Annotated in this window: 9 protein-coding genes; 4 read left to right on the top strand and 5 right to left on the bottom strand. The window is 41.9% G+C overall.

The features are described from left to right. Positions 1 to 46: 46 nt before the first annotated feature. A complete protein-coding gene (locus tag V7K76_RS12115; protein ID WP_334775011.1) occupies positions 47 to 1,483 on the bottom strand; it encodes a hypothetical protein in 1,437 nt (478 codons plus the stop codon). Positions 1,484 to 2,826: 1,343 nt separating this feature from the next. On the opposite strand from V7K76_RS12115, the gene V7K76_RS12110 reads away from it, so the two are divergent. Continuing rightward, complete coding sequence (locus tag V7K76_RS12110) at positions 2,827 to 3,147, top strand: hypothetical protein (protein WP_334775010.1); 321 nt, start codon at positions 2,827 to 2,829, stop codon at positions 3,145 to 3,147. A gap of 2 nt (positions 3,148 to 3,149) precedes the next feature. Here the strand turns inward: V7K76_RS12110 and V7K76_RS12105 are convergent, their stop codons facing one another. Both V7K76_RS12105 and V7K76_RS12100 read right to left on the bottom strand, forming a co-directional pair. Beyond that, positions 3,150 to 4,658 (bottom strand): ATP-binding protein, encoded by a 1,509-nt coding sequence (locus V7K76_RS12105; protein ID WP_334775009.1) that lies wholly within the window; start codon positions 4,656 to 4,658, stop codon positions 3,150 to 3,152. Continuing rightward, positions 4,655 to 5,338: a response regulator transcription factor gene (locus V7K76_RS12100; RefSeq protein WP_334775008.1), complete on the bottom strand. Its 684-nt coding sequence runs from the start codon at positions 5,336 to 5,338 to the stop codon at positions 4,655 to 4,657. The genes V7K76_RS12105 and V7K76_RS12100 overlap by 4 nt, the downstream gene beginning before the upstream one ends. A 169-nt stretch (positions 5,339 to 5,507) precedes the next feature. Here V7K76_RS12100 and V7K76_RS12095 point away from each other — a divergent pair, with 169 nt between their 5' ends. Further along, complete coding sequence (locus tag V7K76_RS12095) at positions 5,508 to 6,395, top strand: hypothetical protein (protein ID WP_335029788.1); 888 nt, start codon at positions 5,508 to 5,510, stop codon at positions 6,393 to 6,395. A 474-nt stretch (positions 6,396 to 6,869) separates the two neighbouring features. Next, complete coding sequence (locus tag V7K76_RS12090; protein ID WP_334775005.1) at positions 6,870 to 7,220, top strand: histidine triad nucleotide-binding protein; 351 nt, start codon at positions 6,870 to 6,872, stop codon at positions 7,218 to 7,220. 49 nt (positions 7,221 to 7,269) lie between these two features. Here the strand turns inward: V7K76_RS12090 and V7K76_RS12085 are convergent, their stop codons facing one another. Further along, positions 7,270 to 7,950: a RibD family protein gene (locus V7K76_RS12085; RefSeq protein ID WP_334775004.1), complete on the bottom strand. Its 681-nt coding sequence runs from the start codon at positions 7,948 to 7,950 to the stop codon at positions 7,270 to 7,272. A 473-nt stretch (positions 7,951 to 8,423) separates the two neighbouring features. Here V7K76_RS12085 and V7K76_RS12080 point away from each other — a divergent pair, with 473 nt between their 5' ends. Next, positions 8,424 to 11,573 carry a GAF domain-containing sensor histidine kinase gene (locus V7K76_RS12080; protein WP_334775003.1) on the top strand — a complete coding sequence of 1,050 codons (3,150 nt, stop codon included), beginning with the start codon at positions 8,424 to 8,426 and terminating at the stop codon, positions 11,571 to 11,573. On the opposite strand, the gene V7K76_RS12075 is transcribed toward V7K76_RS12080, so the two are convergent. Continuing rightward, positions 11,570 to 13,012 carry a RecQ family ATP-dependent DNA helicase gene (locus V7K76_RS12075; protein ID WP_334953489.1) on the bottom strand — a complete coding sequence of 481 codons (1,443 nt, stop codon included), beginning with the start codon at positions 13,010 to 13,012 and terminating at the stop codon, positions 11,570 to 11,572. The two genes, V7K76_RS12080 and V7K76_RS12075, sit on opposite strands and share 4 nt — an antisense overlap. Positions 13,013 to 13,059 lie beyond the last annotated feature (47 nt).

Genomic DNA, 13,059 nt, shown 5'->3' with positions numbered 1-13,059 from the left:
GAACTTTAACACTTTGCAGGTATTCAATAAATAGTGCGTGTAATGGTTATTTCACTCTAATTTCATCCTCATGCACGTTATAGATAGCTGCCAGTAATTTGATTGACTTCTCATCAGTGCATCCTAATTTTTCAGCTATAGCAACTGCTGACTGTAGCGGAATAGCTTGGTTAGTAGACTGTGTGAGTAAATCCAGTGTAGTTTTAGTTGTTTGTCTCCTTTTGTACACAGTATCATTCATAGCGGGTGAATGTCCTAGTGACATTGCTCTTTTTTCTAACGGTATTCCTGCCATCATTCCGTTAAGATTAGCTAGGTGACGTAAGGCATGGGTTTGAGTAAATTTAGAGTTTTTAGCCCATCTGGTTAATACTCTGTAAGCTCTTTGACTGATGTATGCTCTAATTGAGTTTGGATTCAGTGAGTTTAAATGAAACACTGGCAACTCACCTGATTTAATCTCTAACTTCTCAATCAAATTAGGATAGGTTGGTGGAACTAACGGAACAGCTAAACGATAACCAGTTTTAGTAGTAGTGCCTAATATTGTCTCACTTCCTACAACTGCAATCATCTCTTTATTGTTAGCATTTTGTAATGCTGGGATTATTACACCGTCTTTTGTTCTAAAAGCTTTGTCAATGTTCTGAATTGCAAAAACCTCACTAATTCTCAATCCATATACTACCTGCATTGAAAACACAAATAGCCATGATTTCCGTGTATCAATATTACTCCTTGCATCATTCTCAGGAATATTTACAATTTCTTCTCTTAATTCAAAAAAATCTTCTAATGAGATGCTTTGGAGATTTTCTTTAAACTTAGTTTGTGCTATGTCTAATTTGCCTAACTCATCCCGTAGCTTGCTATTATCTGTTACCTCACAAAGTTTTTTCATTGCTGAAACACAATCTTTAAAACGTTTACTACCCTTGATTTTGCTATTAATAACATCCATCATATCGGTAAGGTTGATGCTATTATTTAACGGGAGTTCTTTGTAGAAACAATAGTACACTTCATACCAGCATGATTGATGGCTAGGGTTGTTTCTATCTCGTGGTTGACGTTTCTTGGTGTAGCTATTCCAGTAATTATCTTCTACTAGCTTGATAGCTTCATTGAATATAATCAAGTCATTCTTGACTTGGTTTTTTTCTAAAATGTGTTCATCATACCAAGCTAAAAACTCTGTCTCACTGCTAAACTTCCCTAATGCTTCACTAACTTGTTTAGCTTTTCTGAGTGCGTTAGCTATCCCATCCATCGTAAAAGCACAGTTACACGCTTTAGCTACACGCTTATCACCGAGTTTGAATTGTAGGAGGATATAAGTACCACTAGCTTTACTGTCTTTTTTGAGTCCTATTCCTTTAGGTGTTTGGTTTTGCGCTTCCTTAAAGAAGTCTAGCAAACGTTCATAACCTATAAGATGATTGGCTATATCGCTTGGTGTGACTTGCTTATGATTTTCTCTCATCTTTCTCTCAACTTGCCTAGTGAAGTCAGAGAAAACTGAGAAAATGCTAGTTATATCGTTCTTAACCAGATTCCGGTTCTGTGGGTCGGGGGTTCAAATCCCTCCGCGCTCGTTTATTGTACATTAGGGACTTCCAAATAAAAAAATATTCAATTAACTCTTGTGGGGTGGGCGTCTCGCCCGCCCTATGGACTGGGCGCTCATGTTGCCCACCCCACAATATTGGATAATTTATTTCTTGGAGTTTCCTTAACTAATTATTTGTCACTGTTAACAGATTGATGTCATATTCTAATTGATGTCACTGTTAACATATTAGCTGTCACCGAACAAAGCAAAGCTAATTTCCTTGAGAATTGAGTCTATCTATGCCTAATCTGCCCTGAGATAGATGAACTGAATCGCAGTATTATCTATCAATAAGAAAAAGCTAAACTTCTTGTTTAATTAATACAAATAAACCATAAATCAAACGCTTGTAAATACTCTATTTCAAACATCTGTTTGTTATTCTGTTACTTATAAGACCAATTAGAGAAAGCGGTAAAAGCTTTTTGGCTAGAGGTTACACCTTTATCAAATAAATCCAGGTTTTGAAGTGGATACTTTATTAAGCAATTTAATGCTGCGATCAACGTATCTAAAACCAGATCGCACCCAACAGCCTATTTTCATCACAACAATCAAGCACTTAATGAATAGCAGGCATATTTGCCCTGGATGTTCAACCGTTTTACTGCGCCACATCAGCATGGGAGGGCTTTATTGGCGTTGTAGCTTTTGCCGTCAGGAGATGCCAGTTTTTTGAAGAAGAATTCAGAATCAAGATGCTCAGGGACTCCCTACCACTGTGCTATCAGTGGGAGATATGCTGCGGGAAGTAAGTGACAGACTTATCACTAGACATCTCCGAAAAAGAATTGTTTTGACGTAGCACTGCTACGTCTCTACAAGGGTTATGGGTAACGCATATTTAATTTCTGGAGATGTCTACTGATTATTCGTGCTTGTTACTCACCTAGTTAAGACCACCAAATTTTCTTGTTTTGTGGGGTATTAAACCCAGTCATTTATTCGCCAGTCTTACAAAATTACAGCACTTTGCAAGTAGCTGTAATTCTGACTCCTGAATTCTGTTTTATAAACAAGACTAGTACCGCAAGGCGGAATTCAAAATTCAAAATGACGCTCGCGGACTCGCTAACGCTGCGCTAACAAAATTCAAAATGAATAGAGCATAAGGTTTTCAGAAATTTTGAATGGTATGTCTATTTACGCCGTGGTGTACTAGGAAAATCAGAAGTAAACCCTAAAATTTTTCTTTTTAATTAGGTTGCTAAAAAATGTCGCACACATTAATCAATTTAACATTGCCAATCGTCATTCAAGAAATTGATCATGTCTTGAATGAGTATCCTGAACATCCTTATCAATTAGCTTTTTCAATTCATGAATTGCGGCAAAAGCTAATTGCCCACATTTTAAGTCATGTCCCTAATCGCTATGTAGTCGAGGAGGTAGAGGAATCATCTAGACACCCTAAAGTTTTCTACTCTTCCCCTTTAAAGGAGCGGCTACATTTGGAAACGGTCGTTCACGGAAGTATTCTGCATATCCTACGTGAAAATGCTGATTGGCTGAGTCGCCATATTCCACATATTTAATTTTATAACTTCACCGGTAAAGTCAGGGTGAACGCTGTTTGACCCAAAGATGTTGAGTCAAGGGTGAGATCGCCACGATGGGCGCGGGCAATTTCGCGGGATAGGCTGAGTCCTAGTCCAATTCCTTCTATTTTGCGGTTACGTGAGGGATCGCCGCGATAGAAGCGGTCAAAAATGCGTAGGCGATCGCTCGCTGGAATATCTTGGGATGCATTGACAATCGTTACATTGAGGGTTACTGGAGTTTGATGAGTGTGAATTTTTATCCAGCCGTTAGGAAGATTGTATTTGATGGCATTACTGAACAGGTTTTGCAAAACTTGAATTAAAAGATCGCGATCGCCTTTTATCCGCAGTCCATTAGTGAAGTCAGTTTGCACAGTCAACTGGGGAGCTAACATTTCCAAGTCTTCTAGCATCTCCATGAGCAACTCAGACATATCCACCTCAACCAGATACAAGCTCATTTTTCCCGCATCTGCCAGAGATAGCAACAAGAGTTTCCGCATAATTCCACTCAGGCGGCGCACCTCATCCAACAGGTTGCTTAAGCGCTGTTGCACTTCACTACCAGAATCAACCTGCTGTAGTGTTCGTTCGAGTTCGCCTTGTAAAATAGTTAGTGGGGTTTTCAGTTCATGAGCCGCATCACCACTAAAGCGGGAAGCTTGAGTAAAACTGCGTTCCAAGCGTTCCAACATCAAGTTAAACACTTGAATCAGTTCGACAAATTCCACATCAGTTGTTCCAATGGGAATCCGTTGATCTAACCCTTTGACAGTCACCTGTTGTATTACGCCCGTTAATTGACGGATAGGACGCAAAGCACCACCAGAAACTAACCATGCTCCCACTGCAACTAGCAATAGCGCTCCCGGAATTGAAACCATAAAAATATTGCGAATGGTAGCCATCTCTTGATCGACGGCTTGTAAGCTAACAGCAATGGCAATCTGAGTATTGGGAAATTTAGTTGCCCCAATCCGCCAGACTGCTTTTGCCGTCTGTTCAGTGACAAATTGAGGTGGACGTGGACGAATCGGCGGCGGCGGCTCGAAGGGTGGATTTGTATTGGGGGATAAAGGCGGTGGTTCTCTCTTCGGGAGTGGTGGTAAAGGTGTCAACTGAAGACGCGCCAGCAACAGACGATTCACCTCAAGATCGGCAGGTAAGGAGTTTGATTGATAAAGTATATTGCCGTTTGAATCAAGCGCCAGAACGGCGACGGGGGTTTTTGTATTGGTTCCAAAAGTATAAGATAATGAATCTTCGTAAGATTGCCATCGCGGGCCATTGCCTGATTGGAAAAAACTTCCGGGAACGGGAGGTTCCTGTCGTTGAGGTGAGTTCGGAATTACCCGCAGCAATTGATTTAATAGTTCTGCATCCAGGCGGCTAATCTTAGCATTGTAAATCTGCAACCAGGAAATTGCACCAAATCCGACTAATGTGCTTCCAGCTAGAGCCGCAGACAACAAAGCAAGGCGGAGTCGAAAGGAATCAAGTTTCATGAGGAAGAATCTGGCTTGCGAAATCGGTATCCAACCCCTCGAATGCTTTCAATCCAGACTGCTTCATCAATGGGGTCAATTTTTTTACGAATTCGCTGGATACAAACATCTACAACGTTGGTATTGGGGTTAAAGTCGTAACCCCAAACGTGTTCTAGAATTTGGGTACGAGTGAAAACCCTTCCGGGAGAGCGCATGAGATATTCTAGAAGATTAAATTCGCGGCTGGTGAGTTCTATGGCCTGGTGATTGCAAGTGACTTCTCTGGTGATGCGATCGAGTTTAATCGGCCCAACGCCAAGTACATTTTGGCGTTCGCTCACACTCCGACGCATAACGGCATGAATTCTAGCCACTAATTCTTCTACAAAAAATGGTTTAGCGATATAGTCATCGGCTCCCAAATTTAGTCCTTGCAAGCGATCGTCTAGTTCATTCCGAGCCGTCAACAGAATTACTGGAGTATTCCGACCTTGCCGCCGCAATAGTTTTAGAATCGATAATCCATCTTTTCCCGGCATCATAATGTCGAGTAAAATCACATCATATTCATTATCTAATGCCCGCAGATATCCTTCATCACCGTTATCGCAGTAATCTACAACAAATCCCTGCTCCTTCAGCCCAGCCCGGACAAAGTTAGCAATTTTTGCTTCATCTTCGACAAATAGAACATTCACAAGTATTTATGAATTCATATATTATTCCATTTTAAATTCATTATTTTCTGTTTAAATTACAAAACTGTAATTTATAAAATAGACAAGCTGTAATTTTGAGGTGGCTCAATTATAAACATGATGTCATTTTGAGATGACTTAATTAGAAACATAAATTTTTGGAGATTTAATGATGAATATTCGTCGAGTTCTAGTGGTGACAGCAATTCCTGTTTTAGTTGGCACATTTGGTTTTATTTCACTCAATCAAGCAAATGCCGCTAATCAATTCGATCAAATAGCACAGGCGCAACAACCACCCAACCAACCATCAAATGAACAGCCGCGTCCACCCAGACCGGATTTTGCCGCCGCAGCCACAAAGTTAGGAGTCACAGAAGCACAGTTAAAGGCTGCTTTAGGAGTTCCTGCCAATCCTCCGAATCCAGGCGATCGCAATCAACGTCCACCTAGACCGGATTTTGCCGCCGCAGCCACTAAATTAGGAGTTACAGAAGCACAGTTGAAAGCTGCGTTGGGAGTTCCTGCTAATTCTCCAAATCCAGACGATCGCAATCAGCGTCCACCTAGACCGGATTTTGCCGCCGCAGCCACAAAGTTAGGAGTTACAGAAGCACAGTTAAAGACTGCGTTGGGAGTTCCTGCCAATCCTCCGAATGCAGGCGATCGCAATCAGCGTCCACCCAGACCGGATTTTGCCGCCGCAGCCGCAAAGTTAGGAGTTACAGAAGCACAGTTAAAGACTGCGTTAGGAGTTCCTGCCAATCCTCCGAATGCAGGCGATCGTAATCAACGTCCACCCAGACCGGATTTTGCAGCCGCAGCCGCAAAGTTAGGAGTTACAGAAGCACAGTTGAAAGCTGCGTTGGGAGTTCCTGCTAATTCTCCAAATCCAGGCGATCGCAATCAGCGTCCACCTAGATCTGATTTGAAAGCCGCAGCCACAAAGTTAGGAGTTACAGAACAACAGTTGATCGATGCACTAGGTATTCCACCTCATCCTCCTAGCGATGGTGTAACTTCTCCCCAAGAAAATCGCCCTAGTCAACCAAAATAGCTGAACATTCTCTAGATTAAGGAGAAAATAAAATTATTCATCAATCGTAGTAGTAGCTAGCTTCTCTATTTAAGAGAAGCTAGTACCGCAAGGCGAAATTCAAAATTCAAAATTCAAAATTAATACAGTGTAAGCGTTTCATTGATTTTGAATGGGTGGTTTATTTATGCCGTGCCTTACTAGGATGTGCGCGATTATTCAAAATTTGTTTAGGACTTACGCAAAATATCTCTCAAACTCTGATTTCTCCGTGTTCTCTGTGCCTCTGCGGTAGCCTGCGGCAAGCCGCTTTGCGTCTACGTTATTCCCTAACTCGTGCGTAAGTACTATTGTTAACAAACTTAATAGCCTTCTTCAAAAATTAATTAGACGTTGCTCAAAATCCTTCGTAGGCAGAACTCATGAATTCTGCCTACATTATTTTTGCTCATCTGTCTAATATAAAATCTCTAAGAGATAAGTAGGTAAATTGGCATGAGTGAAACTACAGAAACGATTTTCAGCAAAATCATTAGTCGGGAAATTCCGGCTGATATTGTTTATGAGGATAATTTAGCCCTGGCATTCAAAGACATCCATCCCCAAGCGCCGACTCATATCTTGGTCATTCCCAAAAAACCCCTGGCCACACTAGCTAATGCTGAATCTGAGGATCATGCTCTATTGGGTCATCTTTTGTTAACCGTCAAACGTGTTGCAGAAGAAGCGGGACTGAAAAATGGTTATCGAGTTGTCATCAATACTGGTGATGACGGTGGTCAAACAGTCCATCACTTACATTTACATATTTTAGGAGGACGGCAGTTAGATTGGCCCCCTGGTTAATAAAACCAAATGAATTGCGTCTAGAGACGCAATTCATCAGTGAAAGAAATTACTTAAGTGTGCGGTAGTGTAAAAACAACTCACTTCCAACCTGACGAGTTTCAACGAGTTGAAGATGAGGAGCAGCACTAGGAATAAAACCCTCTCCTTCCACTGGGCTAGGGGCGTGCTTTCCTCCATAAATGACTGGCCAAATGGTTAACCACCAATCGTCAATTCGTCCTGCCTGCAATAGAGCAGCTGTTAAAGAGCCGCCTCCCAAAGCAACAACTTTGTGAATACCCCGCTCTGCCATCAAGGTATAGGCTCGATCCCAGTCTAGGTTTGTATCTCCCAAATCAATTAATTCAGCCAGTTTGTGGAGGATTGTTGCATCAGAATTGCGCTCTAAACCAGTCCGTGTGGTGAATATCCATCGCTCAATGTCCTGACTCAAAAAAGGCAAGTCCAGCGATAGGTCTAGGGAGCCTGAGACAACACAGGTAATCGGCTGAGGAGATTGACCCCGAACCTCACGTGCTGCCAACAACTCAGGATTGCGAATTGAAAAAGTTCCTCCCTCAGCGCGAATTGTCCCTGCTCCTACCAGGACTAAATCGGCAAGAGAAACTTGATACTCCAAGTGTGCTTGATCGGCTATATCGGATTCACGAGGCGCTTTCGGATCTACGGCACTAATTTTTCCATCGGCCGTCATGGCAAGAACCACAGTTGTTTGGATAGCTGACATGATTACCTTTTAACGATTTTTTTTAATATTACCTTTTTGAATTCTTTGCTATGAATAGACTTCTTGCAGAAGTTGGGTAAGGATAAAGCGTTTGTATTTTGCAGCTATTGTCAGGTAAATAGACCACGCGGTAGGGGTGCAGCATTGCTCATTGGTGTCAACTTAAGCTGGAAATAGCTTAACTGTCGGCTTCCATGCCCGCCCGGAAATAAATTTTCGGGCTAATAGCTTAAGTCTACTGAAGTAGACTGGAGATTTTTGGCGATATTTTAGTCATCTTTAGATGACTTTAGCTATGAGACGAGAATTTCAATTCCCGGCGGACAAGCGGTTTCACGTTAAGTTGACACTAATTGATACTATCGTGTCCCTATATTGTTTTTTATGACATTCACAGCAAATAACTGTTACCTTTGCGATCGCAACGGGAATCATGAGATAGCAGACTTTCAATACTTAAAGTCCCACTGGGAATGGAAAACTCCTCTACGACTCAACCCATAAAACCAAATTCAGAACAACAAGAATCTCATTCAGATGTGATATTTTCTCTCCGTCAGAATGAGCAACAAAAAGCCTTGTCTGGGGTTATTGCCCATATTCGGGAATCTCTAGACATAGAAACTATCTTCAAAATTACGGTCACCGAAGTACGTCAGCTTTTGAAAAGCGATCGGGTTGCCGTGTTTCGTTTTTATCCTGAGTTGGCATGGGAAGGGGAATTTATCTATGAAGATGTGGGAACAGAATGGGGTTCGGCACTAGCAGCCAAACTCCGTGACCACTGCTTTAGTGAGGAATTCGCAGGACTGTATCAGCAAGGTCGAATTAAAGCAATAGCTGATATTTATCAAGTTAATGCCAGTGATTGCTACATCAAGATTCTAGAAAGATTCCAAGTACGTGGTAGTATAACTGCCCCCTTGATAAAAGGTAAAGATTTATGGGGCTTGTTGTGTATTCATCAGTGTAGTAGTCCTCGCCAATGGGAAGACTCAGAAATTGAGTTTGTGCAATTAATCGCCGAACATCTCGGAGTTGCTTTGCAGCAAGCAGATTACCTAGAACAAGTAAAACTACAATCGGCACAATTAGCACAAGCAAAAGCCAGAGAAAAAGCAGCCGAATGGCAGAAAACCATAGCCATCACCATTGAGAAAATTCGTCAGTTCCTAGACTTAGAAAGCATTTTCCACACAACCACCGGAGAACTTAGGCAACTGCTAAATGCCGATCGCGTCGCCATCTACCGCTTTAATCCCGATTGGAGTGGCGAATTTGTGTTTGAATCAGTGGCAGAGGGTTGGATTTCTCTCATCCATGAACAATCGCAGCGCCCGGAATTGAAAGAAAACGTCAGTGAATGTAGCGCTAAAGATTTAGCTAAACCCCCTGTTGCTGATACTTACTTACAAGATACAGATGGTGGTAGCTTTAGTAGATGTGAAGTTTACCGTGTTTGTAATGATATTTACAATTCAGGCTTTAGCAACTGCTACATTAAAATCTTAGAGATATATCAAGCCAAAGCTTATGTAATTATTGCCATTTACCACGGTCAAAAGCTCTGGGGGCTGCTAGCAGTGTATCAGAATGCTACAACCCGTGATTGGCAAAAAGATGAGGTTTACTTGCTTACCCAAGTAGGCACTCAATTAGGTGTAGCTTTGCAGCAAGCAGAATTTATCCAACAAATGCAGATTCAAGCAGCAGAGATCAGCAAAGCTGCTGAAAGGCAAAGGGCGCTGGCAAACACCGTAGAAAAAATTCGTCAGTCTCTTGATATTAAAGCCATCTTTAAAACCACTACTCAAGAAGTCCGGCGGCTATTGGAAGTGGAAAGAGTCGCAATTTATCGCTTCTATCCTGATTGGAGTGGCGAATTTGTGGCTGATTCTATTCTTGATGGCTGGACACCAGTGGTTAAGCCGCAGCCTGTAACCGAACGCGTTCTTGTCCAAGGAACGAAAGCAGGTAAGTATGCACGTAATGAAGTTTTTGTCCCAATTTCTCAGGGCGAAAAGCTGTGGGGATTGCTAGTAGCTTATCAAAATTCTCAGCCCCGTTATTGGCAAGATGAAGAAATCAATTTGCTAGCACAAGTTGGCGTTCAATTGGGGGTAGCATTACAGCAAGCTGAGTCATTGAAACACATGCAGGTGCAAGCCCAAAAACTGGCTAAAGCTGCCGAACGAGAACGGAAAGCAGCCCAAAGGGAAAAGGCTTTAGCCACAACGGTGGAGAAAATTCGCCAGTCTCTTGATATTGATACCATCTTTGCTACCAGTACAGAAGAAGTCCGGCGGCTATTGGAAGTCGATCGAGTGACAATCTATCGATTCGGGGCTGATTGGAGTGGGGAATTTGTTGCTGAGTCACTAGCCCAAGGTTGGACAGCAGTCAAGGATATTGTACCTGCGATGTCTACGACGGGCTACGCCTACGCCACTAATTACTTGCAAGAAACCCAAGGCGGAGATTTTGCTAATAGTAAAACTCTTGTTATTAAGGATATTTACAGTACCGATGATTCTATTCCTTATCTTGCCCTAATCGAGCTAATGGAGGCTAGGGCATATATGATTGTGCCGATTTTTCAGGGTGAGAAACTTTGGGGATTACTAGCAGCTTATCAAAATATCAAACCCCGTGATTGGCAAGAAGATGAAGTAGATCTGCTGATGCAAATTGGTACTCAGTTAGGGGTAGGACTTCAGCAAGCGGAATTACTCGAACAGACTCAACGTCAAAAAGAAGAAATCACACAGACTCTTAAAGAATTACAGCACACTCAAAGCCAGTTAATTCAAAGTGAGAAAATGGCAGGCTTAGGGCAGTTAGTTGCTGGTGTAGCACATGAAATTAATAACCCGATTAGTTTTATTTATGGCAATATCACTTATGTTACAGAACATGCTGAAAATTTATTTAAATTACTACACCTTTATCAAAAAGAGTATCCTAAAACAACAGAAAAAATTCAAGAGCAAGTAGCAGCACTAGATTTAGATTTTATTAGTGATGACTTGCCTAAAATTCTAACTTCAATGAAGATAGGGGCAGATCGAATCTCTCAATTAGTCTTGTCGTTACGAAGCTTCTCTCGACTTGACGAAACAGGAATGAAGCCAGTAGATATTCATGAAGGCATTGACAGTACTTTGCTAATTTTACAACATCGACTGCAACCAGAAACTAATTCTTTTGTGATTGAGGTAGTTAAACAATATGGTGAATTACCCCCATTAGTTTGCTATGCAGCCCAGATGAATCAGGTATTTATGAATATTCTCAACAATGCGATCGATGCACTGGAGAACTCAGCAACTAGTGGAAAAATAATTGACAATCCGAAAATTTGGATTCGTACAGAAGTCATAGAAGAGAATACGATTCTGATTTGGATTGCTGACAATGGTTGTGGAATTCCAGAAACGATGCGATCGCGCATTTTTGAACCTTTCTTTACCACCAAACAACCTGGACAAGGTACTGGCTTGGGCTTATCTATTAGCTACCAAATTATTGTAGAGAAACATGGTGGTAATATCAAGTGTGTTTCTGAAGCTGGTAAGGGCTGTGAGTTCTGGATAGAAATTCCGATGAAACGGACTGTTAGTTAACAGCAATTATCGCAATGTCCGCAACGCCAGTTAGCTGCTTCTTTGTCAAAACCAAAGGCGTTTAACAAAAATTGCCAACGACACTGCTTTGTAGTCAGATATTGCTGCATCTGTTTGGCGGCGTGTAATTGCGTCGGTGGCTGATTTCCGGCTTTTTGCCCAATGGTGTAATGAAAAGGGTCAAGCCAGTTTAGCTGACCACTGCTGTGGAGTAAAGCTAGTGCCGTCGCACCTTCAGGAAATTGTCGAGTTACTGCATTCACTTCTCCCTGTTTTGGCAATTTTTTCACAAGTTGCTGTGCTATTTGTTGTTGCGATCGCATTTGTTCGTGAAAAAACTCCTGTCTTTGCTTATCTCCTGCATCTAACCACCCCGTAGGTTCACTTACCAACGTTAACGCTTCTGCTGGTTTCCCATCCCTTCCAGCCCGGCCAATTTCTTGCACATATTCAGATAGCAGATGTGGCGCGTGAAAATGTGCTACCCAGCGAACATCACTTTTATTTATCCCCATACCAAACGCACAGGTACAAACCACAAAAGGCATTTTACCACTTAACCAGCTTGCTTCTACTTCACGGCGTTCTGTTGCACCTAATCCCGCATGATAGCTAGTTGTAGCGTAACCCATCTCTGCTAACCATTGGGCTAAATCTTCGCTATCTCGCCGAGTGCGAACATAAACTAATCCCGATTGTTGCGGTCTATTTTGAATAAACTTTAATAATTGTTGTTTTCTACCTCGTGGTGTCCAAGCGATGCGAACGCTGGGATGCAAATTCGGACGGTAGGGATTCAAGCGGAAAATCTCTGGGTGCTGTAATTGTAAAACTGTTTGAATAGTCTTTTGGGCTGAGGGGTCAGCAGTAGCAGTAAAAGCAGCGATACTAATTTTTGTTCCTGGTGGTTTTGATTTTAGCAATGCCGGACGCACCGCCCCTAATCTGCGATAAGCTGGGCGAAAAGTATCACCCCATTGCACCAAACAATGAGCTTCATCTAAAATCAAACCATTAATTTGCAATTGCGGCTGACATAATCTTTCCCACACTGGCACACTTAGCAAAGTTTCTGGTGATAAATACAGTAATCTTAGCTGTTGACGTTCCAAAGATTGCAGAGTTGCACGGCGTTGAGATGAAGATAATTCGCTATGCAAAAGTGCTGCTTTTTGGTGGCTTTCTCGTAGTTCCTGTACTTGATTTTCCATCAACGCCACTAAGGGCGAAACTACCAAAGTTAATCCTGTTTGTAGCAGTGCGGGAAGTTGAAAACAAATCGACTTCCCGCCACCTGTGGGCATAATAATCAGCGCATCTTTTTGTGATAATAAACTACTGACAATTTCTCCCTGTGGTGGACGAAAATCTTCATAACCCCAGATTTTTTTAAAAGCAGCGAGGACTTCTTGCCAAGATTTTGTTGTAGGCTGATTCATAATCAATGGTAGATGCACCCATATCCTTGAATACTAAATATAGCCTT

The sequence above is a fragment of the Nostoc sp. genome (genome assembly GCF_036917975.1).
Classification (GTDB): domain Bacteria; phylum Cyanobacteriota; class Cyanobacteriia; order Cyanobacteriales; family Nostocaceae; genus Nostoc.
Note: the sequence above shows the minus strand (reverse complement) of the source record. Positions and strands in the feature narration are given on the sequence as shown.

What these genes read in the sequence shown, in the direction of transcription:
- V7K76_RS12115 (WP_334775011.1), bottom strand. Translation starts at nt 1,483, where the DNA reads ATGAGAGAAAATCATAAGCAAGTCACACCAAGCGATATAGCCAATCAT.
- V7K76_RS12110 (WP_334775010.1), top strand. Translation starts at nt 2,827, where the DNA reads ATGTCGCACACATTAATCAATTTAACATTGCCAATCGTCATTCAAGAA.
- V7K76_RS12105 (WP_334775009.1), bottom strand. Translation starts at nt 4,658, where the DNA reads ATGAAACTTGATTCCTTTCGACTCCGCCTTGCTTTGTTGTCTGCGGCT.
- V7K76_RS12095 (WP_335029788.1), top strand. Translation starts at nt 5,508, where the DNA reads ATGATGAATATTCGTCGAGTTCTAGTGGTGACAGCAATTCCTGTTTTA.
- V7K76_RS12090 (WP_334775005.1), top strand. Translation starts at nt 6,870, where the DNA reads ATGAGTGAAACTACAGAAACGATTTTCAGCAAAATCATTAGTCGGGAA.
- V7K76_RS12085 (WP_334775004.1), bottom strand. Translation starts at nt 7,950, where the DNA reads ATGTCAGCTATCCAAACAACTGTGGTTCTTGCCATGACGGCCGATGGA.
- V7K76_RS12080 (WP_334775003.1), top strand. Translation starts at nt 8,424, where the DNA reads ATGGAAAACTCCTCTACGACTCAACCCATAAAACCAAATTCAGAACAA.
- V7K76_RS12075 (WP_334953489.1), bottom strand. Translation starts at nt 13,012, where the DNA reads ATGAATCAGCCTACAACAAAATCTTGGCAAGAAGTCCTCGCTGCTTTT.